The organism is Pseudomonas sp. NPDC089407 (genome assembly GCF_044900445.1).
Classification (GTDB): Bacteria; Pseudomonadota; Gammaproteobacteria; order Pseudomonadales; family Pseudomonadaceae; genus Aquipseudomonas.
Map to the genome: position 1 here is coordinate 102656 of NZ_JBJDNB010000013.1, position 24824 is coordinate 127479.

A 24824-nucleotide genomic window follows, 5' to 3' on the forward strand; every position below is an offset into this window, starting at 1 on the left:
TACCTCAGGTTGAAGGATAACCTCAGGCCAGCGCGGTCAATGTGGGAGATTGTTGGGGCTGCTTTGCAGCCCATCGCAGGCAAGCCAGCTCCCACAAGGACCGCGCAGGCCCTTGAACTCTGTGCACAACCCCTGGTTTCCTCAAGTGGAAGGATAACCTCAGGCCAGCGCGGTCAATGTGGGAGATTGCTGGGGCTGCTTTGCAGCCCATCGCAGGCAAGCCAGCTCCCACAGGGACCGCGCAGGCCCTTGAACTCTGTGCCCAACCCCTGGTTTCCTCAGGTTGAAGGATAACTTCAGGCCAGCGCGGTCAATGTGGGAGCTGGCTTGCCGGCGAATGGGGCGCAGAGCGCCCCCAAAGATCTCAATACCAACGCGGCTCGCCAGCCGGGCGCTTCTTGAAGCGCTTCATGCTCCACATGTACTGGCTCGGGTACTCGCGCACATAGCGCTCGACCACCTTGCTCATCGCCGCCGCCGACACATTCACGTCGGTGCTGTACATCTCTTCCGGTGCCGCTTCGAGGAATACCTTGAAGCCCGAGCCATCCGGCAGCCGCAGGGCATGCAGGAACACCCCCACCGCCTTGCCACCCGCGAGCATGTTCGGCACGAACTTGCTGGTCAGCGCCTGGGTGCCAAGGAACGGCACGAACACACCCGCCGATTCCGCCGGTTCCGGGTCAGCCGGAATGCCCACCTGGCCACCGCGGCGCACTTCCTTGATCACGCTAAGGATGCCTTCCTTGGTCGAAGGCGCCACGCGGTTGCCCATCTGCACGCGCTGCTCACGCAACAGGTCGTCCACCGCCTTCAGCTTCGGCGGCCGGTAGAAGATGATCGGTTTGCACTGGTTGCAGTAGAAGTGGTTCAGCACTTCCCAGTTGCCCAGGTGGCTGGTGATACCCACCACGCCCTTGCCCGAGGCCAGGGCCTGCTCCAGCACTTCCAGGCCATGCACTTCTTTGACCAGCTCAAGCGAACGCTGCGGCGGCCAGATCCAGGCACAGGCGCTTTCGACAAAGGACTTGCCGATATCGCGCAGCGCCTGGCCGACCAGTTGCTCACGGGCAACCGGGTCCATTTCGGGGAAGCACTTGGCCAGGTTGATCCGCACCACGTTGCGCGAACCGTTGGGGAGCTTCCACATCAGCCAGCCGATGCCGGCACCCACGCGCTGCACAGCGCCCCAGGGCAGCTTGGCAAACAGACGCAGCACCCCGACCATCAGGGCGCCCTTGAACTTTTCCACAGGCGAATTCCTTATTTCAGCAAGGCGCGCATTGTAACCCCTCAGCGCAGCAAGGCGGGGTAGCGATCGCAATCGGTGGTGTGGTCCATGACCATGCCAGTGGCCTGCATGAAGGCGTAGCAGATGGTTGGGCCGACGAAGGTGAAGCCGGCTTTTTGCAAAGCCTTGCTCATCGCCTTGGCTTCATCGGTCACCGCCGGCACCTCGCTGCGGCCGGTGAAGTGGTTAACCTTCGGCGCGCCGCCAACGAACGACCACAGCCATTCGGCGGGGTTATCCACAGCCAGCCAGGCCTGTGCATTGCGCCGGGCAGCCTTGAGTTTGAGGCGGTTGCGGATGATACCGGCATCCTGCATAAGTTCTTCGATGCATTCATCGCTCATGGCCGCCAGTTTCACCGGGTCGAAGCCATGCATCACTTCGCGATAACGCTCGCGTTTGCGCAAAACGGTGATCCATGACAGCCCCGCCTGGAACCCTTCGAGCAAAAGCATCTCGAACAGCAACGCCGGGTCACGCTGGGGCGTTCCCCATTCCTGGTCATGGTAGGCCTGGTACAACGGATCGTCGGTACACCAAAAGCAGCGTGGCATAAGGCTCCAATGAGTAGAGGGCGAGGCGAATCAGGTTATACTCCCGCTCTTTACATCCGCATCCCCAGATACAGGTGAATTTCGTGAGCCAGCCTACGCCAGCCGTGCGTACCTTCCAAGACCTGATCCTCGCCCTGCAAAACTACTGGGCAGCTCAAGGTTGTGTGGTGCTTCAGCCCTACGATATGGAAGTAGGCGCCGGCACTTTCCACACCGCTACATTCCTGCGCGCTGTGGGTCCAGAAACCTGGAACGCCGCCTACGTGCAGCCTAGCCGTCGCCCTGCCGACGGGCGGTATGGCGAAAACCCCAACCGCCTGCAGCACTACTACCAGTTCCAGGTAGTGCTCAAGCCGAACCCGGCCAACTTCCAGGAGCTGTACCTTGGCTCGCTGAAAGCCATCGGCCTGGACCCGCTGGTGCACGACATTCGCTTTGTCGAAGACAACTGGGAATCGCCGACCCTCGGCGCGTGGGGCCTGGGCTGGGAAATCTGGCTGAACGGCATGGAAGTCACCCAGTTCACCTACTTCCAGCAGGTAGGTGGCATCGAGTGCTACCCGGTCACCGGTGAAATCACCTACGGCCTGGAGCGCCTGGCCATGTACATCCAGGGCGTAGACTCGGTGTACGACCTGGTATGGGCCGATGGGCCGTTCGGCAAGGTCACCTACGGTGACGTGTTCCACCAGAACGAGGTGGAGCAGTCGACCTACAACTTCGAACACGCCAACGTCGAGAAGCTGTTCGAACTGTTCGACTTCTACGAAAGCGAAGCCAACCGCCTGATCAAGCTGGATCTGCCGCTGCCGACCTACGAAATGGTGCTGAAGGCCTCGCACACCTTCAACCTGCTGGACGCCCGCCGCGCCATCTCGGTAACCGAGCGCCAGCGCTACATCCTGCGCGTACGTACCCTGGCCCGGGACGTGGCACAAAGCTATCTGCAAGCCCGCGCACGCCTGGGCTTCCCGATGGCCACCCCTGAACTGCGTGACGAAGTGTTGGCTAAGCTGGAGGCTGCACAATGAGTGCTCAAGATTTCCTGGTAGAACTGGGCACCGAAGAGCTGCCACCCAAGGCCCTCGCCAGCCTCGGCGACGCCTTCCTGGCCGGTATCGAGAAGGGCCTGCAGGCCGCTGGCCTGAACTACACCGGCAAGCAGGTATACGCCGCGCCGCGTCGCCTGGCCGTGCTGATCCGTCAGCTGGACGTGCAACAGCCTGACCGCAGCATCAACATCGACGGCCCACCCCTGCAGGCTGCATTCAAAGACGGCGAGCCGACCCAGGCTGCCCTGGGCTTCGCCAAGAAGTGCGGTGTAGAGCTGGCCGAAATCGACCAGAGCGGCCCCAAGCTGCGCTTCTCCCAGCACATTCCAGGCAAGGCTACCGCCGGCCTGCTGCCAACCATCGTCGAAGATTCGCTGAACGACCTGCCTATTCCCAAGCGCATGCGCTGGGCGGCCAGCCGTGAAGAGTTCGTGCGCCCGACCCAATGGCTGGTGATGCTGCTGGGCGACCAGGTAGTCGATTGCACCATCCTGTCGCAGAAGGCTGGCCGAGAATCCCGTGGCCACCGCTTCCACCACCCGGAAAACGTGCTTGTCACTACCCCGGCCAACTACGTCGAAGACCTGCGCAAAGCCTACGTGCTGGCCGACTTCGCTGAGCGTCGCGAGCTGATCAGCAAGCGCACCGCGGAGCTTGCCATGCAGCAGGAAGGCACAGCCATCGTGCCACCGGCGCTGCTGGACGAAGTGACCGCCCTGGTCGAGTGGCCGGTGCCGCTGGTGTGCTCGTTCGAGGAACGTTTCCTCGAAGTGCCGCAGGAAGCCCTGATCACTACCATGCAGGACAACCAGAAGTACTTCTGCCTGCTGGACAGCGAAGGCAAGCTGCTGCCGCGCTTCATCACCGTGGCCAACGTTGAAAGCCGCGACCCGAAGCAGATCGTGCAAGGCAACGAGAAAGTCGTGCGCCCACGCCTGACCGACGCCGAGTTCTTCTTCAAGCAAGACAAGAAACAACCGCTGGAAACCTTCAACGAACGCCTGAAGAACGTGGTGTTCCAGGCTCAGCTGGGCACTGTGTACGACAAGGCCGAACGCGTTTCCAAACTGGCCGCCTTCATCGCCCCGCTGATCGGCGGCGACGCCCAGCGTGCTGGCCGTGCCGGCCTGCTGTCGAAGTGCGACCTGGCCACCGAAATGGTCGGCGAGTTCCCTGAAATGCAGGGTGTTGCCGGTTACTATTACGCGCTCAACGACGGTGAGCCGGAAGACGTCGCCCTGGCCCTGAACGAGCAGTACATGCCACGCGGTGCTGGCGCCGAGCTGCCGCAGACCCTCACTGGTGCTGCCGTGGCCATTGCCGACAAGCTCGACACCCTGGTCGGCATCTTCGGCATCGGCATGCTGCCTACCGGCAGCAAAGACCCGTATGCCCTGCGCCGTGCCGCTCTGGGCGTGCTGCGGATCCTGATCGAGAAGCAGCTGGACCTGAACCTGACCGGTGCGGTCGAGTTCGCGGTCAAGCAGTTCGGTGCCAAGGTCAAGGCTGCCGGTTTGTCCGAGCAGGTGCTGGAGTTCATCTTCGACCGCCTGCGTGCGCGTTACGAAGACGAAGGCATCGACGTGGCCACCTACCTGTCGGTACGTGCGCTGCAGCCGGGCTCCGCCCTGGACTTCGACCAGCGCGTACAAGCGGTGCAGGCGTTCCGCAAGCTGCCGGAAGCCGAGGCCCTGGCTGCGGTGAACAAGCGTGTGTCGAACCTGCTGAGCAAGGCTGAAGGCGCCATCGCCGAACAGGTCGAGCCGAAGTACTTCGACAATGCCAACGAGTTCTCCCTGTACTCGGCCATCCAGCAGGCCGACCAGGCCGTGCAACCGATGGCTGCTGCACGCCAGTACAGCGAATCGCTGGCCCGCCTGGCGGCCTTGCGTGATCCGGTCGACGCCTTCTTCGAGGCGGTGATGGTCAACGCCGAAGACGCCAAGGTACGTGCCAACCGTTATGCCCTGCTCAGCCGCCTGCGCGGCCTGTTCTTGGGCGTGGCTGACATTTCGCTGCTGGGGTAAGCCTTGAAACTGCTGATTCTCGACCGTGACGGGGTCATCAACTACGACTCCGACGCCTACATCAAGACGCTGGAAGAGTGGATCCCGATCCCTGGCTCGGTCGCAGCGATCGCGCAGTTGAGCAAGGCGGGCTGGACGGTGGCCGTGGCCACCAACCAGTCCGGCATTGCCCGTGGTTACTACCCGCTGGCAACCCTGGAGGCCATGCACGCGCGCCTGCGCGAGCTGGTGGCCGAGCAGGGCGGCGAGGTGGGCCACATCGTGTATTGCCCGCACGGGCCGGACGAAGGCTGCGATTGCCGCAAGCCCAAGCCTGGCATGCTGCGGGCGATTGCCGAGCATTACCAGGTGGGCCTTGAAGGCGTCTGGTTCGTCGGCGACAGCAAAGGTGACCTGGAGGCCGCCCTGGCCGTCGGTGCACAACCCGTGTTGGTGAAAACCGGCAAGGGCGAACGGACCCTGGAAAAAGGTGTCCCGGAAACTACACTGATTTTCGACGATCTGGCTGCTATCGCCAGAGAACTAATTTAAACAGTGCGCCTACGGGCGCATTTTTCTCAGGCGGGCATGCCCCGCAATGGTACAAGCCACTATGTCGATCCTGCAGGCGATCAGAATCTTTCTTTTTTACCTGCTGCTGGGCACCAGTTCACTGCTGTGGTGTTCGCTGAGCTTCTTTGTCGCGCCATTCTTGTCGTTCCCCAAGCGCTACAAGTTCATCAACGTGTACTGGTGCCGCTGCGCGCTGTTTTTGGTGCGCACCATCCTGGGCATCGACTACAAGATCACTGGCGCCGAGAACGTGACGGCTGAGCCCTGCGTGATCCTGTCGAACCACCAGAGCACCTGGGAAACCTTCTTCCTGTCCCAGTATTTCTCGCCACTAAGCCAAGTGCTCAAGCGCGAACTGCTGTACGTGCCGTTCTTCGGCTGGGCCATGGCCATGCTGCGGCCGATCGCGATCAACCGCGACAACCCCAAGGAAGCGCTGCGCCAGGTGGCGAGCAAGGGCGATGAGCTGCTCAAGCAGAAAACCTGGGTGCTGATTTTCCCGGAGGGTACCCGCGTGCCGTTTGGCACCATCGGCAAGTTCTCCCGCGGCGGTACCGCGCTGGCGGTGAATGCCGGGCTGCCGGTGCTGCCGATTGCCCACAATGCCGGCAAATTCTGGCCGAAGAATGGTTGGGGCAAACGCGCCGGTACCATCGAGGTGGTGATTGGCGAGCCGATGTATGCCAACGGCACCGGGCCACGTGCCATCGCCGAGCTCAACGACCGCGCTCAGGCGTGGAACGAGGCGACCCAGCGGGCCATGGGTTCGCTGCCTCCAGCGGAAGAAAAACCGCAGGAGCAGATGGCCTGAGAATCTGTGGATAACTTGTGAGCAGTTTTTCCATGAAAAGCTTGAAATAGGCTCTAAGTGATTGAATTAACTGTTTATTTCTCTACATGACATTTTTCTGAAAAGCGTGCATAAGTTTTTTCGGGGCATAAAAAAACCGGCTTTTACAGCCGGTTTTTTTATGGCTCCATGCAGGCACGGATCGCTTTGTGTAGGAGCGGCCTTGCGTCGCGATCGGGCCGCAAAGCGGCCCCAGCAATTTGTGCATCAAGGCAGACATCCTGGGGCCGCTGTGCGGCCCGATCGCGACACAAGGCCGCTCCTACAAGGGTTCCCATCGGCCGTTAGATCTTGTCGATATCCACATCCTTGGTTTCTTTCAGGCAGAAGATCCCCACCACCAGGCTGATCCCGGTGACCAGCACGGGGTACCAAAGCCCGTAGAAGATATCCCCGGTATACACCACCAGCGCGAACGACACCGTCGGCAGGAAGCCACCGAACCAGCCGTTGCCGATGTGGTAGGGCAGCGACATTGAGGTATAGCGGATGCGGGTGGGGAACAGCTCGACCATCACCGCCGCCAGTGGCCCGTAGGTCATGGTCGCGATCAGGATCATCGCCACGATCAGTATCACCACCATCACCTGGTTGACCTGCGCCGGGTCGGCCTTGGCCGGGTAGCCAGCCTGTTCCACCGCCGTACGCATGGCCGCTTCGTCGAAGCCGTTGATGGTCTTGTCGCCAATGTTCACCACCACATCACTACCGGCCACGCTCACCGAGCTGTACGGCAGGCCCTGCTTGACCAGGAAGGTTTTGACCTTGTCGCACGGGCTGTCGAAGCGTGCTTTACCAACCGGGTCGAACTGGAAGGTGCAGCTTTGCGGGTCGGCCGTTACCACGATGGGTGCATGACGGCTGGCGGCGTCGATCTGCGGGTTGGCGTAGTGACTCAGCGCCTTGAACAGCGGGAAGTACAACACGGTGGCCAGCAGCAGGCCGAGCATGAGGATCGGCTTGCGGCCAATACGGTCGGACAACCAGCCAAAAAATACGAAGAACGGTGCACCAATCACCACACTGATGATCAGCAGGGTGTTGGCCTGGGCCGGGTCCATCTTCAGCATCTGGGTCATGAAGAACAGCACATAGAACTGCGCCGTGTAGAAGGTCACGGCTTGCCCGGCGTTGATGCTGAACAGCGCGGTAAGCACCACCTTCAGGTTCGGCCAGGAGGTGAACGATTCACGGATCGGCGATTTACTGACCTTGCCCTGAGCCTTCATTTTCACGAAGGCCGGCGATTCGTGCATGCTCATGCGAATCCACGTGGAGATGGCCAGCAGCACAATCGACAGCAGGAACGGCAGGCGCCAGCCCCAGGTTTCGAACTGGTCGCCACTGATGTAGCGGCTACCTAGCACCACCAGCAGCGACAGCAACAGGCCCAGGGTGGCGGTGGACTGGATGAAACCGGTGTGGAAGCCACGCTTGCCCTGCGGCGCATGCTCGGCCACATAAGTAGCCGCACCGCCGTACTCACCGCCCAGCGCCAGCCCTTGCAGCATGCGCAGGATCACCAGGATGATCGGTGCAGCGATGCCAATGCTGGCGTAGGTGGGCAACAAGCCCACCGCGAAAGTGGACAGGCCCATCAGCACAATGGTGACCAGGAAGGTGTACTTGCGCCCGATCATGTCACCCAGTCGGCCGAACACCAGCGCGCCGAACGGCCGCACCAGAAAGCCGGCGGCAAATGCCATGAGGGCGAAGATAAAGGCCGTGGTGTCGTTCACACCCGCAAAGAACTGCTTACTGATGACCGCTGCCAGCGCGCCATAGAGAAAAAAGTCATACCACTCGAAAACCGTCCCGAGGGATGACGCGAAAATGATCTTGCGTTCTTCACGGCGGCTTGGGCTGCTGGCCGCCGCACCCTTTTCCTGGATGTAATCCGACATCGTTGCTGTCCTCGGCCCGCAGGCCACAGTGATTATTCTTGTTGTTCCACTGCCGACAGCTTTCGACCGCAAGCTGCCGCTACTGCACGCACCCGGGTCAGGGCGTCGGTAACGCGTCTTCGTTCAAGTAGGTTTGGGTAGCCGCTCCTTTGAGGATCAGTTGCGCCGCCTTCTCGGCGATCATCAGGGTGGGGGAACAGGTATTGCCAGAGGTGATCTGCGGCATGATCGAAGCATCAGCCACGCGCAGGCCGGGGATGCCATGTACGCGCAGCTGGTTATCCACAACGTCCATGGCGCCATTGCCCATGCGGCAAGTACCGACCGGGTGGAAAATGGTGGTACCGATCTTGCCGGCGGCGTCGAACAGATCCTGCTCGGTTTGCAGGGCCGTGCCTGGCAAATATTCACTAGGCTCGAACGCGGCGAGGGCTGGGGCCTGGACAATGCGCCGGGTAAGGCGGATGGCATCGGCGGCAACGCGCAGGTCCTGGGGGTCGCTGAGGTAGTTGGGGTCGATCAATGGCGGGCTGTTCATGTCGGTGTTGCGAATATCGATACGCCCGCGACTGGCCGGGCGCAAGTTGCACACCGAAGCGGTGAATGCCGGGAACCGATGCAACGGTTCGCCGAAGCGCTCGAGTGACAGCGGCTGCACGTGGTACTGCAAGTTGGCAGTGGCCTGGTCCGGGCTGGAACGTACGAACGCGCCGAGCTGGCTCGGCGCCATGGTCAGCGGGCCGCTGCGGTCGTAGAGATAGCGCAGGCCCATGCCCATCTTGCCCCACAGGCTGTTGGCCATCTGGTTCAAGGTGCGGGTGTTGCGGACCTGGTAGATCAGCCGCAGTTGCAGGTGGTCCTGCAGGTTGCCACCAACGCCAGGCATGTCATGACGCACACCGATGCCCAAACCTTCCAGCAGTTGGCGAGGGCCAATGCCGGAGCGCTGCAGGATGCCGGGCGAGCCGACAGCGCCAGCGCAAAGAATGATTTCGCGGCGTGCGGCAAACTCGTGCCAGGCACCTTGCCAGAGTGCCTTCACCGCCCGTGCGCGGGTGTTGTTGAGCAGTACCTGGTCAACCTGCACGCCGGTCAGCACGGTGAGGTTGGCGCGGTCCTTGATCGGCCGCAAGAACGCCTTCGAGGCATTCCAGCGCACACCGCTGCGCTGGTTGACCTGAAAGTATCCACAGCCCTGATTGTCGCCGGTGTTGAAGTCATCGACCTTGCCGATGCCGCTTTGCTCGGCAGCATCGCGGAAGGCATTGAGGATTGGCCAGCTGTAGCGCTGGCGCTCGACTCGCCATTCGCCGTCACTGCCATGGTGTTCGCTGGCGCCGGCAAAATGGCTTTCGCTGGCCTTGAACAGTGGCAGCACGTCCTTCCAGGCCCAGCCGTCGTTGCCTTGCTCGGCCCAGTGGTCATAGTCAGCGGCCTGGCCGCGCATGTAGATCATGCCGTTGATCGAGGAACAGCCACCGAGCACCTTGCCCCGTGGATAACCCAGTGCGCGACCACCCAGGCCGGGCTGTGCCTCGGTCTTGAAGCACCAGTCGGTGCGTGGGTTGCCGATGCAATAGAGGTAACCGACGGGGATATGAATCCAGGGATAGTTATCACGCCCGCCCGCTTCCAGCAGCAGCACGCGGCAGGCAGGGTCGGCGGACAAACGATTGGCCAGCAGGCACCCGGCGGGACCGGCCCCTACGACCACGTAATCGAAGACAGAATCGGCTGATGGCATGTGCAACCTCGGGCCTGATTATTATTCTTGTCCCGATCCATCTTAGTGAGTAATTTCGTGGGGGAAACACGAGATTTCGCGCAGCCGTTGTGCGTTTTAGCACAGCGACCATCATTGCGACGGTGCGGTCCTGTAGGAGCGGCCTTGTGTCGCGATGGGGCGCGCAGCGGCCCTGAATTCAGCAAACTCGGTCCATCTGAAAAACCGCAGGTGCTGATTCAGGGTCGCTGCGCGCCCCATCGCGACGCAAGGCCGCTCCTACAAGGGGTACGCCGTCTGGATGCATAGGGACAAGCATGTTCGACTGGAACGATCTGCGGTTTTTCCTCGAGTTGCAGCGCAGCGGCCGCCTGCTTACCGCCGCCAAGCGCCTCAATACCACCCACAGCACCGTGGCCCGGCACATCGAGAGCATCGAGCAGAGCCTGGGCACTGCGCTGTTCGTGCAACATGCCCAAGGCTACGAACTGACCCCTTCAGGCCAAGCCTTGCTCAAGCACGCCGAAGCCATGGAGAACGTTGCCCTGCTGGCGCAGGAAGAAATCACCCAGGCCATTACCCCGCTGGGCAAAATTCGCCTGGGGGTGACCGAAGGCATCGGCATCATGTTCTTCACCCCACGCATGAACGCCCTGTTCGAGCGCTACCCGGGGCTGGAAGTGGAATTGGTAGCAGTGCCGCGCTTCGTCAGCATCCTCAACCGCGAAGCGGAAATCAGCATCCACCTGGAGCGGCCCAACGCCGATTTGCTGATCACGCGCAAACTCACCGACTACCGCCTGGCGCTGTACGCCAGCCAGGCTTACCTGGACCGTGCGCCGCCACTGCACAACCGCGAAGACCTGGCCCGGCACAACTGGATCGGCTACGTCGACGACCTGTTGTTCAGCCAGGAACTGCTGTTTCTCAACAGTTTCTGCCGGGCACCCAACGTGGTGTTCCGCAGCACCAGCGTGATCGCCCAGCAAACCGCCGCCCGCGCCGGGCTAGGCATCGCCGTGCTGCCCAACTACATGGCCCGCCATGACCCTACACTGGTACGCGTGCTGCCTGGCGAAACCATCCAGCGCAGCTACTGGATCTGCACACGCCGCGAGCTGCACAAGTCGGTGCGCCTGCGGGTAGTGTGGGACTACCTGCTGGCGCTGTGCGCAGAAGAGCAGAGCGAGCTGCTAGCTCAGTAGCGCCTTGCCGGCCAGCAACAGGGCCGCGGCCCAGCCTGCTACGGCAAACATCTGCTGCAGGCGCGGCCCGGCCAACCTGGCCGCCAGCGGCCGCGCCAATAGCAAGCCGAGCACTGCACCAACGGCAAACGGGGCACCCACCTGCCAATGCATGACACCCGCAAGGCTTGCGCTGACCACACTGCCGGTCGATACCAGGGCAATCACCGCCAACGAGGTTGAAACGATGCTGGCCATGCGCAGGTTGGTGTAGCGGTTAAGGGCCGGGATAATGACGAACCCGCCGCCCACACCGAGCAGCCCGGACAACAAACCCGACAACGCCCCGGTGAAGGCCAGTGCGCGTGCACAGGGCAGGGTCCAGCGCAAGCGCCCCTGAAGCGGGTTCAACACACAAGGCTCGATAAAGCGGTGAGCATCATTGCCTTCGCCGCGTAGTTCCTTGGCCGCCTTGCGCCAGATGCGCAGGCAGGCATAAACCAGCATCCCGGCGAACACCAACTGCAAGGGTGTATTCGGCAAACGGTGCGCCAGCATCAACCCGAACGGCGCTGCCGCCACACCCATCAGGGCAATGAACAATGCCGCCCTGTAGCGCACCAAACCTTGGCGCAAGCCCAGCACCGCACCCACCGCCGCAGCAAGACCTACTGCCAACAGGCCGACCGGTGCCGCCTCCACCATCGACAACCCAAGGCCGAACACCAGCAGCGGCACGGCGAGAATCCCACCCCCTGCGCCGGTCAACGCCAGCACTGCGCCGATGATTGCACCCAGGCCTGCGCCCAGCAATTGTTGTTCGATCACTGCCCACCCTCGGCTGCCAGCGGCTGTGGCCGCGCCAGCCACTCGCGGCCCTTGAGCATGCCTTGCCAGTACAGCGGCGGCAGCGCCTGAGCCTTGAGCAACCAGGCCAGGCGCGTCGGCTTGCGGCCATCCAGCAGCCAGTTGGGGAAGCTCGGGGCCAGCTTGCCGCCATAGGTGAACTCGGCCAGCACAATCTTGCCGCGCTCAACGGTTAGCGGGCAGGAGCCATAGCCGTCGTACTGGGCCAGGGTCGGCAACCTGCCCAGCGCCACCAGCACGTTGTTGGCCACGACCGGTGCCTGCTTGCGAGCAGCCGCAGCGGTCTTGGCGTTGCTGGTATTGGCTACATCGCCCAAGGCATGAACGTTGCCGTACTTGCGATGGCGCAGGGTGTGCGGGTCGACATCGACCCAGCCGGCGCTGTCGGCCAACGGGCTTTGGCGGATGAAGTCCGGCGCGACCTGCGGCGGCACCACATGCAGCATGTCAAAGGCCTCGGTGCAGGTTTCGCTGCTGCCATCGGGCAGGCTACGCACGAAGGTGGCGCGTTTGTTCGGGCCGTCCACGGCTACCAGCCGGTGAGAGAACTTCAGGTCCACGGCGTACTTTTTGATGTACTTCATCAGTGCGGGCACGTAGTCCGCCACGCCGAACAATACTGCGCCGGCATTGAAGAAGCTGGCCTTCACCGCCCCCAGATGGCCGTTGCGCAGCCAGTGGTCGCACGAGAGGTACAGTGCCTTCTGCGGCGCACCGGCGCACTTGATCGGCATGGGTGGCTGGCTGAACAGGGCACGGCCTTGCTTGAGCTTTTGCACCAGTTCCCAGGTATAGGGTGCCAGGTCGTAGCGGTAGTTGGAGGTGACACCATTACGGCCCAGGGTCTCGCTAAGCCCTTCGATCGCGGCCCAGTCCAGCTTGAGGCCGGGGCAGACCACCAGCTGTTCATAGCTGATGGCGCGGCCATCTTCGAGCATGACCAACTGGCCCAACGGATCGAAGCCCTGAACGCGCGCCTTGACCCAGCGCACACCGCGCGGAAGGGTCGAGGCCATGGTGCGGGCGGTGCTCGGTGCATTGAACACACCGGCGCCGACCATGGTCCAGCCGGGCTGGTAGTAGTGCACCTCGGCGGGATCGATCAAGGTGATGTCCAAAGACGGGTCGCGGCTGATCAGGCTGGAAGCAGTGGCGATACCAGCGGCACCGGCACCGACGATGACCACCTTGTGGTGGTCGGTAGTGGCAGGGGACAACAAGGCAGGCATGGCGGTAAATCCTGGAAATCTGGCTATGGGGGCAGGGCGCTTACAGCTTGTTCAGCGGAATCTTCAGGTAGCTCACACCGTTGGCTTCCGGCGCAGGCAGTTGGCCGCTGCGCATGTTCACCTGCACCGAAGGCAGGATCAGCACGGGCATGTCGAGGGTCTTGTCACGGGCTTCGCGCATGGCGACGAAGCTGTCCTCATCGACACCCTGGTGGATGTGGATGTTGCTGGCGCGCTGCTCGGCCACGGTGGTGACGTATTGCATTTCCCGGCCACCTGGCAGGTAGTCGTGGCACATGAACAAGCGGGTCTGGTCGGGGAATGCCAACAGCCGACGGATCGAGCGGTACAAGGTGCGGGCATCGGCGCCGGGGAAGTCGCAGCGGGCGGTGCCGTAGTCGGGCATGAACAGGGTGTCACCGACGAACACGGCGATCTCGCCAGCGTCCTCGATCATGTAGCTCATGCATGCGGGCGTATGCCCCGGGGTGTGCAGTGCGCGGGCACGCAGGTTGCCAATGCGGAAGCCTTCCTCGTCTTCGAACAGCACGTCGAACTGGCTGCCATCGCGGGCAAAACCAGGCTCGGCATTGAACAGGGCCCCGAACACTTTCTGCACCTGGGTGATGTGCGCACCGATGGCGGTATGGCCGCCGAGCTTTTCCTTCAGGTAGGCCGCTGCTGAAAGGTGGTCGGCGTGCACATGGGTTTCCAGCACCCAGCGCACGCTGGCATTCAGCTCGGCCACGCGCTCGATCAGGCGATCCGCCGACGTGCTGCAGGTGCGCCCGGACTTGGGGTCGTAATCCAGCACGCTGTCGATCAACGCGCACTGCCGGGTTTCACGGTCCATGACCAGGTAGCTGATGGTCGAGGTCGCCTTGTCGTAAAAGGCGTCCACGTGAAGGTTGTTGCCGATGATCATCACGTTCTCCAATTTATCCGCCGCGCCTTGTAAGGCGTAGGCAGTGACAGGAGGTTTATCAAGATGCATGCCAGGCTTTTTCCTGCGCATGGCTCAATGAAACCGGCCGGGCGCTGACAGCTGTGGGCAATACTGGCAGCACCAATGGCAGTCGACTGTCAGCCAATGGCAGTGTTTGGCAGTCCTTGTTACCCTGCGCCGGTCATCCAAACGGTGCCGTCATGCCTGAAGCCCATCCCCTCATCCTAGCCCTGGTTTCCTACCTTGAGCACGATGCCCTGCCCACCATCGTGCTGGACACCGACTACAACATCCTGGCTGCCAACGCGGCCTATCGCCGCCAGTTCGGCCAGCATGACCAGGCACCGCTGGGCGAAAAGTGCCACAAGGTCTCGCACCACTACGCCGTACCCTGCGACCAGGCTGGCGAGCATTGCCCGATGCGCAAGGCGTGGGACAGCAAGGTACCGGAGCGGGTGTTGCACATTCATCACACGCCACGTGGCCCGGAACATGTCGATGTCGAGCTGCGGCCGATTCTGGACGAGCAGGGCAGGGTGGTGGCCTTTGTCGAACGCCTGACTACCATCACGCTCGCTTCGGCACAGCCTCAGGAGCAGGGCCTGGTCGGCCGGGCGCCCGCCTTCAAAGCGGCCCTGGCCAGCCTGCAACGCGCTGCGCCAGCACAGATCCCGGTATTGCTGCAGGGTGAGTCGGGTACCGGCAAGGAGCTTTTCGCCCGCGCGCTGCACATGGGTAGCCCTAGGGCCACAGGCCCGTTGGTGGTGGTCGACTGCACCGGCCTGACCGAATCGTTGTTCGAGAGCGAATTGTTCGGCTACGAGAAGGGCGCGTTCACCGGTGCCAACCAGCGCAAGATCGGCCTGGCTGAAGCGGCCCATGGCGGTACGTTGTTTCTCGATGAAATTGGCGAAGTGCCGCTGGCGATGCAGGTGAAGCTGCTGCGCCTGATCGAGTCTGGCAGCTTCCGCCCGGTGGGCAGCCTCCGTACCGTGCATTCCGATTTTCGCTTGGTATCGGCGACACACAAACCGCTCAGGCAGATGGTTGCCGAGGGTAGCTTCCGCGAAGACCTCTACTACCGCATCAGCGGTTTCCCGATTCGTCTGCCGGCGCTGCGCGAGCGGGTAGAGGACCTGCCCTTGCTGGCGCAGAGCCTGCTACAACGCATGGCCGGCAAGTCGACGCCCAGCTTGAGCGACAATGCCTTGCAGCAGCTTGGTTTGCATCCGTTCCCGGGCAACATTCGCGAGCTGCGCAACATTCTGGAACGGGCACGGTTGTTTGCCGATGACGGGGTGATTCGGCCTGAGCATTTGCCGGAAGACATAGGGCCATCTTCGGTGGTGAAGTCAGGCGGACGGCGTAATGACCTGGGGGAGTTGGCGCAGGCCATTGAGCAGTTCAAGGGTTCGCGTAGCGAACTGGCCAGCCACCTTGGCATGAGTGAGCGCACGCTGTATCGCCGTTTGAAAGCACTCGGTCTGAACTAGGTAATGCAGTCAGACGCGGTCAGTGCAGCAGCGGCCTTGCATCGCGAAAGGGATGCGAAGCAGCCCCAGGGCTTTCGGCACAGGTGCAAAAATCTCTGGGGCTGCTGCGCAGCCCATCGCAGGCAAGCCAGTTCCCACAGGTACCGCGCAGTCCTCAAGAATTGCGCGGTCCTGTGGGAGCTGGCTTGCCCGCGATGGGCCGCAGAGCGGCCCCAATAGCGTAAGTGAACAGCATTACACCTTTACCGGACCTTTACCTCTGTCCTGACATTAAACGGTCAAAACCATGGTCTGATTGGTTAACCGTACAGAGGACCGCAACAAATGAATAAAACCCTAACCGTGATCTGTGCCGCGCTCATGCTCAGCGCACCTCTGGCCAGCTTCGCCCAGCCAGGCCCACCTGACCGGCACGACAGCGGCCCATCGCACCAGGGCAACCCTTCGCATGGCAAGCCGCAGCAACAAGGCCGTCATGACAATGGCCGCGGGCCAGCGTACCGCGACCCGAATTTCCGCCCGCAACAAGGCATGCCGGTACCGCATCAACAATGGCAACGCGGCCATGCAGTCGACCCGCACTACCGTGGCGACCGATACTGGGTGACAGACTGGAAAGCACGCCACCTGTATGCACCGCCGCGCGATCACCGCTGGTTGTACGTGAACGGGGACTATGTGCTGATGAATATTGCCAGCGGTGTTATCGTCAATATCCTCAGCGGTTACTGAAGGCCTGTTTCACGTGGAACGTAGGAGTGACCACTTATGAACATCCGCTCAATCCTCACCGACGACAACTACCGGGCAGTGCTCAAAGACATCTCTCCGATGTTCGAGAATGAGCCAGAACCAGGAACGCCTGAGGGAGATTTTTTTGAAACCATGATCACCTTGATCGAGGCTTACGAGACCAAGCATTTTCCGATGCAGTAGCCAGGCCCGATCGAAGCAATCTAATTTCGCACCAAGCCTGTAAAACCGGGGTTTTTACCCACCCAGAATTCTTTTCATTCCAGACCGATAAAAAGAAGAACCCCAGTAAAACTGGGGTTCGTTCAAACTAGCTTCTGGAGTAGGTGGGAACCGTGATGTAGGTTCACAAAATAGGTGATAGGCCAGACCCCGTGAAATTGGAATCTTCGCCATTTTTTTTGTGAAATGAAGGGGTGCTTTTCACAGAAAAGCCGAGAAATCCCTACTCACCAATCACAAAAGTTGATTGGCCTGGAAAGGGCCGTTTACGACCGACGCGTGACTTTTCGGTAAGGGATGAGGAGTAGTCGCAGCGATCCTTTAGCTCCTAGTCTGGCGACCTTGGGTTCAGAATCCGACTGGCAATGCCCGCCGTCACTACTTCAGAGGAACCAGCTTCCTCTGCTGCCAAAATTGCGGGGGCTCATGCTGGTACCCAGGCCCGACAAATGCGCAGTTGCAGCCCTCAATTGCAAGGCTATCCAAAGCGGCACGCGTGTCAATCAAGATCTGATGCATGACGATGGCCGGCCTCACGGAGGTGAAACCGGAGATTCAGAATGACTAAACCGACCCCGTAGACACCAACCTCCACGAAGGCCGCTATCGACCCAAAGCTGTCCTTCAAGAAAGGCAGCTAACGGCGAGAAGCGGTCATTTTGTATCTACAGGTTTCGGGGCGATTCACTCGTCTGATGCTCAGGAGCACCAGGATGGGCGTCAAGGAGGTGGTCATCTTGAGGTGGACTATGCTGACCAGTTGCTCTCAAATCTAATCGTGAGGTCCTCCATGGCAAACCCCAATCTGCTGGCTCTATTCAGAGATGAAGTCCTTCTGACCGGGCCTGAAAGCTCCCTACCTAGCAACCTATCTCAGTTCTGGCTTGAGGAGCTCCAGAATCATCTGGAGAGGTATTTCGACGGTTTGAACTCGGAGTCAGATGCAGAAGAGAAGGATCTCGACATCTCCCTCCCACTCGCAGCGATCATCCACATCTTGTTCGCAAAAAATGGTGGGGAGGAGATATCCGAGAGCTCTGAAAAGCTGTACGAGTATTTCCAAGACTACCGGCTCGAACTGGCCCTTGAAGAGATCACGCGAAAGACTCATGTGGCTGCCGAGGCTGCAACCATTGAGACCATCTTCACCAACCGAGACGTCCTGGTGGAGCAAAGCCCCCTTCTTCAATAGGTACCTCCACCGATGCCATCGCCGGCGGGCACGCTCCGAGGCATTGATGGAATGCATTTTGACGACTGCCGAGATCAGCGAATGAAAGAAATTGCTGCGCCGATGTTCGATCTAATCGCTTTGTCGCTTCCACGAGGGTTGGGGTTTGGGGACAGCCCGCCAGTAGGGGCATGGCTTAGTGAGGACGGAATTTCTTGTGCCGCTCTAACCCGAAATATCAATTCCGGCAGCTTCGGAATTGTCACCTTGCGGCGTCGTGTCGATAGCGTGTGGGTGCTCCTCAGCCATGGTGAGTGCACCACTGGCGAGTCCGAAGCCCGCGCCTCAATCAGCCATTTTCTCTATACCCAAGCCCATCCGCTTCCACTCCCTTCAGGTGAACGACGACGTGCTCCTCTAAGCAGAATGGGTAAGCGCACACCAAGCGTGGTGTTCAAATCACTATTTGATCCAAGCCGCCGTATTGGGGCGTGGGCGCTGAATCAACTGTATCTCGCACTGCCATCCCCAGACAGAAATTGGGTTCCCGATTGCCAGACTGAGAATTTTCACACCCGCCTCTGGGAAGCCCACCTATTAGCGATTTTTCGTGAACAGGGACTCTTGGTCACCCAGCCTAAAGAATCACCCGATTTTCACATCGAGAATAGGCTGGGAGATGAGGCCTGGGTTGAAGCAGTGACAGCCAACCCGGAAGAGCGGTATGAGCATTTTGGCGCCTCGCCGGTCCCCCCACCCGCTGACCGACATGAGCGTTTCTTAGGAGCGGCTGCAGAAAGGTTTGCGAGGACCATCCAAAACAAATTGGACAAGCGTTACGAATCCCTACCGCACGTGGAGGGTAAGCCGCTCATTCTGGCCTTAGCCGATTTCCATGCGCCCAGTTCAATGCTGTGGAGCAGGGAGTCGCTCATCAGCTATCTCTATGGCTTTGCAGTTCACTCATCTGCGCATCGTGGTACGCACCTGATAACTGTGGAGGAAGAGACATCTCTGCTATCAGGGCGCCCCAACGGCCTATTTACGCTAATGGAAAATGCCCATCTTTCAGCGGTCATTTTCACCAATGCCTGCACAGTGCCAAAGCTCAGCCGAGTGCCGATCTCAGGTGGAGCTCATCTAGACGGGTACCGATACTTGCGGTTTGGTGAGTTTTTCGACCGTTCTCCGGGAGCATCACGAGGTATCCCATTTCTGTTGGATGTAGCGTCCAGCGACTACGGTCAGCTCTGGCCGCAATATGGCTACGAGCCGTGGTCTGCTGAAGTGGAGGTATTCCATAACCCTATGGCACTATACCCGGTGCCTAATGAGTTGATACCAGAAGTCACCCACTGGAGAGAAGTAAACGGAAGAGTCGAGTGCGAATCTTTCTTTGATGTATCCATACTCCGATCCAGAACACTCGTCCTCAGTGCAAACGCTAAGGTTCCGTCACTCGATGAGTTGCTGACAGCAGCCAGTCCTCCAGAGCTCTGACGGCGGCGGGGTGGCCGCATCGTTGCCACGCAGGTAGATGAGAATTTCTCAGCAAGCTACCCAGCCAGGGGAAGGACATGAGATCCCCTGCGCAATTCAGGACCGTTGAAGCGTCACCTCTCTTCGGGTAAAAGCATGACCGTCATACAACGCTACAACAGCGTCATACCCGAGAGCATAGGAAGAAAAATGTCGATCCAAGGACTAAAACGATACTTTGGAAACAAGATTCACGCAGTGATAATGATGGCCCCGCTTAAGCGGGAAATGATACGCCTCGGCATATGCACCCTTATGGCGATTATTCTGAATATCATCTTGTATACCGGCGTTGAAGTAGACGGCACCATCAAGCCGTGGGCAGAAACCCCGATAAAACTGTTTGCATCGTCGATGTTATTCGCCTTCATGATCAAGGCTTTTCTGCCAGTTCTCGGCTGGACGATACTGAAAGCAATGCTGTTGAGTGCGAACAATGCCTTCAGCGGCATACTGAGTTTTTTGGGCAATCAGTTCACAGGCGTCATGTACTGTACCGGAATTATTATGGGTTCTATCACGATTAAATTGTATATGGTTTCCGGGGTTTTAGACTCTGAGTTTGCTTATCTGTCCGCAATCGTATTTGCTTCCGGGGTTTTATATTTCTATGTGCTGCAATGCGCCATTCAAAAAACAATGAGTCCGGCCCTGCGTACACCAGCAGTACCGCGTTAAACCACTAGGCTGTGACTATTCATCTCTGGTGCTCAGTAGGCGCTCGCTCTGCTGAACCCTCACCCATACACAACCATTAATGGACTGGCCCGCCTTCGACTTTATGAAGAAGGCGAGCGAGCACGTGACTGATTGCGCATGTATTCCGAGATGAGACTTTCGAAATTGATGTCCGCCTCCTCAACGAGAATATTGACGTGACAGTACAGCTCTTCAGGACCTCTGAGATAATTGAAAATCCTTGATCTAACGATGCCGCAAACCCCTTCTTTGACCGCCGTAGAGGGGAGGTTGATAACATCGCCAACGCACGGGATAAGAGCTAGGCCATGGTCGCTGTTGAAGACAATGTCAGCTGGACAGGCATCAATGCTGGCATCGGATTGTCCTTGCGAAACCTGCTGATAATCAATGCTATACCTCATGTACAGCCTACCTCATTTGTTGAGTGAGGAATCAGCGCCGCGGATCGTAAACAGAAACCTCAAGTTCGCAAGCGACGGGAGCATGTAGCGGATTTTCGGTACTAGAGAGCTTGGCAACTATCGTTTTTCAAGCACATACCCTACGCCCCGAAGCGTATGTATCAGTTTGGTCTCGAAAGGGTCATCTATCTTGGCTCTGAGTCTTCGAATCGACACCTCTACAACGTTTGTGTCGCAGTCAAAATTCATATCCCAAACCTGCGAAATAATTTGGGTGCGGCTCAGCACCACACCGGTATTACGCATCAGGTAATGCAGTAACGCGAATTCTTTCGTGGTCAGGTCAATGCGCTGACCGTCCCTGAATGCCCTGTGCCGGCTCTGATCAAGCTCCAGGTCAGCGACGCGAATGACCTCTACGGATGCAGGGTGATCTGACCTGCGCATCAAGGCGCGAACCCGGGCCAGCAGCTCAGGGAACTCAAATGGCTTGATCAGGTAGTCATCTGCTCCGTTCTCCAGCCCCCGGACCTTATCCGCCAGCCGGCTTCTCGCCGTCAGCATCATGATACGGGAAGGGCAGTTTTTACGACGCAACAACTCAAGGACCTGCCAACCGTCCATCTCTGGCAGATTTATATCCAGGATAATCAGCTCATATTCGTGCTGCTTAGCCAAGAATAATCCATCTGACCCGGTGTGGACGCAATCTACGACATAGCCACATTCCGTCAGACCTTGACGCACATACTCCGCAGTTTTTACTTCATCCTCAATTACCAGAATTCGCATGGGATTTTGTCTCGATATCACTGAGCAATTAACCGCGCACGCGCGCCGGCATTATTGAAAGGGATGGTAAATCAAAATGAGCGTGCCGGGGCTCAAATGACGGATTTGTAATTTCTAGGTAATACAGTTGATAGTCTGGCGGTATATCTTGTCGCGGTTTGGGTTTGACAGTTGCGGGCCCTCTCTCCAGCAGGTGATTTGACCTTATGAAGTATTGGGTTATTTTCTTCTTTGTGCTGGCTTCGTTCCGCTCAGATGACGGCGAGGTCGCTCACATTGAAGAGACTGGTCATTGGTGTAGTCATGAACTTCACCGGCATGCGATGCGTACAATCGAACGCCTACTTGAATTTTAGGCAAAAAAAAGGCGCCCAATGGGCGCCAAATATCCACCTTTTACCAAAGGAGCACTTAAGCCACTCAAGGTGAATGCGTAATGCTCGTTTTACTAACAGGACCCGCCAATGGATAACTGGCCCAGTTAGCGAATTACAGAATCGAAAGCGGGTACTCGATGATTACACGAGTTTCATCCAGATCCGATTCGAAAGCAGTGGCACGCGTGGTTGCCTGGCGCAACCGGAAGGACAGATCTTTTGCCGGACCGGTTTGGACAACGTATTTGACTTCGACGTCACGCTCCCAACGCTTCTGATTGTCGAGCGGGTTGCCGTTGTCGTCGGTGCGCATGTAGAACTGGTTAGCGTTCGAGTAATCCGCACCCGAGCCTCTGGCGTAGCGCGTCATGAACGTCAGGCCTGGAATGCCGTAGCTGGTGAAGTTCAGGTCATAGCGCAGCATCCAGGAACGCTCTTTCGGCGAGTTGAAGTCGCTGTACTGGATGGAGTTGTCGACGAAAATCGAGTCCGACTGACGCAGGTAGTCGAAATCGTCGTCGCCGTTGTTGCGCTGATGCGACAGGGCCAGGGTGTGGGCACCGTAACGCACACCGACCTTGGCACTCCAGATGTTGTTGTCGAATTCACCCAGGCGCTTCTTACCTTCATCTACGGCTTTGTAGTAGTTGAAGCCACCGATCAGCGCCAGATCGTCGCTCAGCGGGTAAACCACGCTTGTGCCGGCGTAGTACTGATTCCAGACGTCTTTCAGCTGGCTGGCGTAGACGCTCACAGTCCAGTTGTCGTTGATCGAGTAGTCACCGCCACCGTAACCGATCCATGGCGAGTTGACCGGGCCGCCGTAGAACGTCACGAAGTTGTCGTTCAGGTTGCTTGAGACCGGCTGGCTCATCGCATGCAGACGACCACCCTGGAGGGTAAGGCCCTGGATGCTGGTGTTCTCAACGGTCACACCGCGGAAACTCTCTGGCAGCAGGCGAGAGTCACCCGATGCGACGACCGGGGTCGATGGGAAGACATCACCCACTTTCACGATGGTATCGAACAAGCGGACTTTGGCTGCGCCGCCGACCTTGGTGTATTCGTCGCGAGCTTCACCCTTGTTATCAACGGGCAGCACGTCGAAGGAGCTACGGCCGCCGTTGCGCCCATCACCGGTGTCGAGCTTGAGGCCGATCATGGCAAAGGCATCAACGCCAAAGCCAACGGTACCTTGGGTAAACCCGGAGTTGAATTTGCTGATGATCGCGTGCGCCCAGGCTTCGGAGTAGCCGTTCGTATTGCCCTTGCCACTGTTGTAAGTGGGGGCGGTGCTGTCGCGGTTATCACGGTTGAAGTAGAAGTTACGGTTCAACACTGTAAGGCTGCTGCCTTCAATGAAGCCTTCTGGCTTGTCTTCAGCTTGTGCCGAAATAGCATAGCTTCCAGACAGCGCAGAAACTGCCGCCAAATACAGTGGTACTTTGATTTTCATCCGATGCTCCTTTGATTCACGGCAGTTTTTATTATGTTTACCGGCGCGGGTGTCGTTAGTTGTTCTGACCCGGCGGCGCGCCTAGCGTAGCGCGAGCTCATATTTGCAGGCCGAAGATAACGGGAGGGTGATAGGACAATTACAATTTCGTCATCTACCTGTTATTCGGCACCTTCGCACCGCGTGTTTGCCATCTCTGTTGCTTGTATCGAAATCATCGTGTCGGGTTGGGTTTCCCAGTATTTACGGGCATTACAAAGCTTTCTTACGAAATTGTAATTTTCTAGCCACCCCTCTGATAGCTACCGCTCATTAGAGTGCCATCACCTAATCAAGTGGGGCTTGGCAGCTGTTTCGGCGTTCTCGCCAAGCTTTATCGAAGTTTGTGCACGAGGACCATCAAAGTGCCCCGGTATAACCGCAATGTCTTACCCAAGACCCCCGTCTCGCCCTGGAAGATCGCTGCACTCTGTGCAGTCATCTCTGGGTTGATGGCGCCTGCAGCCCTTGCCCAAAGCATCAGCTTGCCCCAGGCGCTTTCGACGGCCATGGATGCCAACCCAGACCTGGCCGCGGCCAGGCAAGAAATTGGGATCGCTGATGGTGCTCGCAAGCAGGCCGGGCTTATCCCCAACCCCACAATCTCGTATGACGTGGAAGACACCCGTCGTAACACCAGCCAGACGACTGTCTCTCTCAGCCAGACCCTTGAGCTGGGCGGTAAGCGGGGGGCTCGTGTTGACGTCGCCACATACGGGCAGACCGCCGCACAGCTTGAGTTAGACCGTCGCGTTAACGGCCTGCGTGCAGATGTCGTCCAAGCCTTTTACGCCGCGTTGCGGGCCCAGACAGGTCTCGACCTGGCCAAGCAATCTCTCGAACTGACTGAGCGCGGTCTTCGCATCGTCGATGGCCGTGTTCGCGCAGGTAAGTCGTCCCCAGTGGAGGCGACCCGCGCTCAAGTGCAACTGGCCGAAGCCCAGCTGCAAGTTCGACGTGCAGAAACGGAAAAAGCGACCGCTTACCAACAGCTCGCTCAAATTACCGGGAGCTCAGTCACCGTGTTTGATCGACTCGAATCGCCAACCCTCTCCCCGGGCTTGCCACCTCGCACTGAAGATCTGCTGGCTAAGCTCGACCAAACAGCAGAAATGCGTCAGGCCGTGGTGCAGATAGACAAGAGCGATGCCTCGCTCGGCTCAGAGAAAGCTCAGCGTATCCCGAACCTTACTGTCAGTGTAGGTAGCCAGTACGACCGCTCTGTGCGCGAGCGGGTCAACACTGTGGGCCTGTCTATGCCTTTGCCGCTGTTCGATCGTAACCAGGGCAACATTCTTTCCGCTTCTCGTCGTGCAGATCAGGCCCGGGACCAGCGCAATGCTGTTGAGCTGCGCCTGCGCACCGAAACCCAAACCGCGTTGAACCAATGGTCCACCGCCATGCAGGAGGTCGAGTCCTACGACAAGACCATTCTGCCTTCAGCCCAACAAGCCGTAGAGACCGCAACCCGCGGCTTCGAGATGGGCAAATTCGGTTTCATCGAAGTGCTGGATGCCCAGCGCACCTTGATCGTCGCTCGTGGCCAATACCTCGAATCGTTGGCAGCGGCGACCAATGCGCGTGCGCAGGTGGAAAGGGTTTATGGCGAAGTCGGCTCAACCGCCGGCACTCGCTGAACGGGCCAAACATTTTCTTCGGCACACAGCCTTGAACAAGCCGGTGCCTACGATCAGCAGGAG

At 59.2% G+C, this 24824-nt stretch carries 21 protein-coding genes and 1 pseudogene; 12 read left to right on the forward strand and 10 right to left on the reverse strand.

Annotated elements, in window-relative coordinates:
- Window positions 1-364 precede the first annotated feature (364 nt).
- Window positions 365-1252: a lysophospholipid acyltransferase gene (locus ACI2KG_RS12565; protein ID WP_400613029.1), complete on the reverse strand. Its 888-nt coding sequence runs from the start codon at window positions 1250-1252 to the stop codon at window positions 365-367.
- 41 nt (window positions 1253-1293) lie between these two features.
- Window positions 1294-1845: a DNA-3-methyladenine glycosylase I gene (locus ACI2KG_RS12570; protein WP_404662133.1), complete on the reverse strand. Its 552-nt coding sequence runs from the start codon at window positions 1843-1845 to the stop codon at window positions 1294-1296.
- A gap of 83 nt (window positions 1846-1928) precedes the next feature.
- Here ACI2KG_RS12570 and glyQ point away from each other — a divergent pair, with 83 nt between their 5' ends.
- The 4 genes from glyQ to ACI2KG_RS12590 are packed head-to-tail and all read left to right on the forward strand — an operon-like array spanning window position 1929 to window position 6287.
- Window positions 1929-2876, forward strand: a complete 948-nt coding sequence (gene glyQ, locus ACI2KG_RS12575) for a glycine--tRNA ligase subunit alpha (RefSeq protein WP_012312032.1) — start codon at window positions 1929-1931, stop codon at window positions 2874-2876.
- The gene (gene glyS / locus ACI2KG_RS12580; protein WP_201200340.1) at window positions 2873-4924 is read left to right on the forward strand and encodes a glycine--tRNA ligase subunit beta; all 2052 of its coding nucleotides are present in this window, start codon (window positions 2873-2875) and stop codon (window positions 4922-4924) included. Before glyQ ends, glyS begins: the two co-directional genes overlap by 4 nt.
- Window positions 4925-4927: 3 nt before the next feature.
- Complete coding sequence (gmhB, locus tag ACI2KG_RS12585; RefSeq protein WP_404662134.1) at window positions 4928-5455, forward strand: D-glycero-beta-D-manno-heptose 1,7-bisphosphate 7-phosphatase; 528 nt, start codon at window positions 4928-4930, stop codon at window positions 5453-5455.
- A gap of 46 nt (window positions 5456-5501) precedes the next feature.
- Window positions 5502-6287: a lysophospholipid acyltransferase family protein gene (locus ACI2KG_RS12590; RefSeq protein WP_404662135.1), complete on the forward strand. Its 786-nt coding sequence runs from the start codon at window positions 5502-5504 to the stop codon at window positions 6285-6287.
- 323 nt (window positions 6288-6610) lie between these two features.
- On the opposite strand, the gene ACI2KG_RS12595 is transcribed toward ACI2KG_RS12590, so the two are convergent.
- The gene (locus ACI2KG_RS12595; protein ID WP_404662136.1) at window positions 6611-8230 is read right to left on the reverse strand and encodes an MFS transporter; all 1620 of its coding nucleotides are present in this window, start codon (window positions 8228-8230) and stop codon (window positions 6611-6613) included.
- Window positions 8231-8327: 97 nt separating this feature from the next.
- On the reverse strand, window positions 8328-9974 hold the full coding sequence (locus ACI2KG_RS12600) for a GMC family oxidoreductase (protein WP_404662137.1): 1647 nt from the start codon (window positions 9972-9974) through the stop codon (window positions 8328-8330).
- Window positions 9975-10270: 296 nt separating this feature from the next.
- Between ACI2KG_RS12600 and ACI2KG_RS12605 the strand changes: the two genes are divergently transcribed.
- Window positions 10271-11158 carry a LysR family transcriptional regulator gene (locus tag ACI2KG_RS12605; protein ID WP_404662138.1) on the forward strand — a complete coding sequence of 296 codons (888 nt, stop codon included), beginning with the start codon at window positions 10271-10273 and terminating at the stop codon, window positions 11156-11158.
- Here the strand turns inward: ACI2KG_RS12605 and ACI2KG_RS12610 are convergent.
- From ACI2KG_RS12610 to ACI2KG_RS12620, 3 genes are read right to left on the reverse strand one after another with little or no spacing between them, the layout of a single operon-like run.
- Entirely contained in the window at window positions 11147-11965 is an 819-nt protein-coding gene (locus ACI2KG_RS12610) for a sulfite exporter TauE/SafE family protein (RefSeq protein WP_404662139.1), read from the reverse strand. The two genes, ACI2KG_RS12605 and ACI2KG_RS12610, sit on opposite strands and share 12 nt — an antisense overlap.
- A complete protein-coding gene (locus tag ACI2KG_RS12615) occupies window positions 11962-13233 on the reverse strand; it encodes an FAD/NAD(P)-binding oxidoreductase (protein WP_404662140.1) in 1272 nt (423 codons plus the stop codon). The genes ACI2KG_RS12610 and ACI2KG_RS12615 overlap by 4 nt, the downstream gene beginning before the upstream one ends.
- Window positions 13234-13273: 40 nt before the next feature.
- Window positions 13274-14158, reverse strand: coding sequence for an MBL fold metallo-hydrolase (locus ACI2KG_RS12620; RefSeq protein WP_404662145.1), 885 nt, complete (start codon window positions 14156-14158; stop codon window positions 13274-13276).
- Between the two features lie 221 nt (window positions 14159-14379).
- On the opposite strand from ACI2KG_RS12620, the gene ACI2KG_RS12625 reads away from it, so the two are divergent.
- The 6 genes and pseudogenes from ACI2KG_RS12625 to ACI2KG_RS12650 all read left to right on the forward strand — a co-directional run bounded on the left by ACI2KG_RS12625 (window position 14380) and on the right by ACI2KG_RS12650 (window position 20035).
- Complete coding sequence (locus ACI2KG_RS12625; protein WP_404662141.1) at window positions 14380-15672, forward strand: sigma-54 interaction domain-containing protein; 1293 nt, start codon at window positions 14380-14382, stop codon at window positions 15670-15672.
- A 324-nt stretch (window positions 15673-15996) separates the two neighbouring features.
- Window positions 15997-16404 carry an RcnB family protein gene (locus tag ACI2KG_RS12630; RefSeq protein ID WP_404662142.1) on the forward strand — a complete coding sequence of 136 codons (408 nt, stop codon included), beginning with the start codon at window positions 15997-15999 and terminating at the stop codon, window positions 16402-16404.
- A gap of 36 nt (window positions 16405-16440) precedes the next feature.
- Window positions 16441-16605: pseudogene (locus ACI2KG_RS12635) on the forward strand (transcriptional regulator); the annotation flags it as partial.
- A gap of 832 nt (window positions 16606-17437) precedes the next feature.
- Complete coding sequence (locus tag ACI2KG_RS12640; protein WP_153428583.1) at window positions 17438-17839, forward strand: hypothetical protein; 402 nt, start codon at window positions 17438-17440, stop codon at window positions 17837-17839.
- A gap of 51 nt (window positions 17840-17890) precedes the next feature.
- On the forward strand, window positions 17891-19318 hold the full coding sequence (locus ACI2KG_RS12645; RefSeq protein WP_196997244.1) for a hypothetical protein: 1428 nt from the start codon (window positions 17891-17893) through the stop codon (window positions 19316-19318).
- A 189-nt stretch (window positions 19319-19507) separates the two neighbouring features.
- A complete protein-coding gene (locus ACI2KG_RS12650) occupies window positions 19508-20035 on the forward strand; it encodes a hypothetical protein (RefSeq protein ID WP_012269855.1) in 528 nt (175 codons plus the stop codon).
- 101 nt (window positions 20036-20136) lie between these two features.
- Here the strand turns inward: ACI2KG_RS12650 and ACI2KG_RS12655 are convergent, their stop codons facing one another.
- The 3 genes from ACI2KG_RS12655 to ACI2KG_RS12665 form a co-directional block, all read right to left on the reverse strand.
- Window positions 20137-20460: a hypothetical protein gene (locus ACI2KG_RS12655; RefSeq protein WP_010951457.1), complete on the reverse strand. Its 324-nt coding sequence runs from the start codon at window positions 20458-20460 to the stop codon at window positions 20137-20139.
- A 117-nt stretch (window positions 20461-20577) separates the two neighbouring features.
- Window positions 20578-21252 (reverse strand): heavy metal response regulator transcription factor, encoded by a 675-nt coding sequence (locus ACI2KG_RS12660; protein WP_003253420.1) that lies wholly within the window; start codon window positions 21250-21252, stop codon window positions 20578-20580.
- A 489-nt stretch (window positions 21253-21741) separates the two neighbouring features.
- Window positions 21742-23085: an OprD family porin gene (locus tag ACI2KG_RS12665; RefSeq protein WP_003253422.1), complete on the reverse strand. Its 1344-nt coding sequence runs from the start codon at window positions 23083-23085 to the stop codon at window positions 21742-21744.
- 404 nt (window positions 23086-23489) lie between these two features.
- On the opposite strand from ACI2KG_RS12665, the gene ACI2KG_RS12670 reads away from it, so the two are divergent.
- Window positions 23490-24761, forward strand: a complete 1272-nt coding sequence (locus ACI2KG_RS12670) for a TolC family protein (protein ID WP_010951456.1) — start codon at window positions 23490-23492, stop codon at window positions 24759-24761.
- Window positions 24762-24824: the final 63 nt, after the last annotated feature.

Excerpts from the sequence above, each read along its gene's own strand:
- ACI2KG_RS12600 (WP_404662137.1), bottom strand. The coding sequence starts at position 9,974 with ATGCCATCAGCCGATTCTGTCTTCGATTACGTGGTCGTAGGGGCCGGT.
- ACI2KG_RS12640 (WP_153428583.1), top strand. The coding sequence starts at position 17,438 with ATGGCAAACCCCAATCTGCTGGCTCTATTCAGAGATGAAGTCCTTCTG.
- ACI2KG_RS12595 (WP_404662136.1), bottom strand. The coding sequence starts at position 8,230 with ATGTCGGATTACATCCAGGAAAAGGGTGCGGCGGCCAGCAGCCCAAGC.
- glyS (WP_201200340.1), top strand. The coding sequence starts at position 2,873 with ATGAGTGCTCAAGATTTCCTGGTAGAACTGGGCACCGAAGAGCTGCCA.
- ACI2KG_RS12625 (WP_404662141.1), top strand. The coding sequence starts at position 14,380 with ATGCCTGAAGCCCATCCCCTCATCCTAGCCCTGGTTTCCTACCTTGAG.
- ACI2KG_RS12660 (WP_003253420.1), bottom strand. The coding sequence starts at position 21,252 with ATGCGAATTCTGGTAATTGAGGATGAAGTAAAAACTGCGGAGTATGTG.
- ACI2KG_RS12570 (WP_404662133.1), bottom strand. The coding sequence starts at position 1,845 with ATGCCACGCTGCTTTTGGTGTACCGACGATCCGTTGTACCAGGCCTAC.
- ACI2KG_RS12590 (WP_404662135.1), top strand. The coding sequence starts at position 5,502 with ATGGTACAAGCCACTATGTCGATCCTGCAGGCGATCAGAATCTTTCTT.
- ACI2KG_RS12620 (WP_404662145.1), bottom strand. The coding sequence starts at position 14,158 with ATGATCATCGGCAACAACCTTCACGTGGACGCCTTTTACGACAAGGCG.
- ACI2KG_RS12630 (WP_404662142.1), top strand. The coding sequence starts at position 15,997 with ATGAATAAAACCCTAACCGTGATCTGTGCCGCGCTCATGCTCAGCGCA.
- ACI2KG_RS12605 (WP_404662138.1), top strand. The coding sequence starts at position 10,271 with ATGTTCGACTGGAACGATCTGCGGTTTTTCCTCGAGTTGCAGCGCAGC.
- ACI2KG_RS12650 (WP_012269855.1), top strand. The coding sequence starts at position 19,508 with ATGTCGATCCAAGGACTAAAACGATACTTTGGAAACAAGATTCACGCA.
- ACI2KG_RS12645 (WP_196997244.1), top strand. The coding sequence starts at position 17,891 with ATGCATTTTGACGACTGCCGAGATCAGCGAATGAAAGAAATTGCTGCG.
- ACI2KG_RS12615 (WP_404662140.1), bottom strand. The coding sequence starts at position 13,233 with ATGCCTGCCTTGTTGTCCCCTGCCACTACCGACCACCACAAGGTGGTC.
- ACI2KG_RS12655 (WP_010951457.1), bottom strand. The coding sequence starts at position 20,460 with ATGAGGTATAGCATTGATTATCAGCAGGTTTCGCAAGGACAATCCGAT.
- ACI2KG_RS12665 (WP_003253422.1), bottom strand. The coding sequence starts at position 23,085 with ATGAAAATCAAAGTACCACTGTATTTGGCGGCAGTTTCTGCGCTGTCT.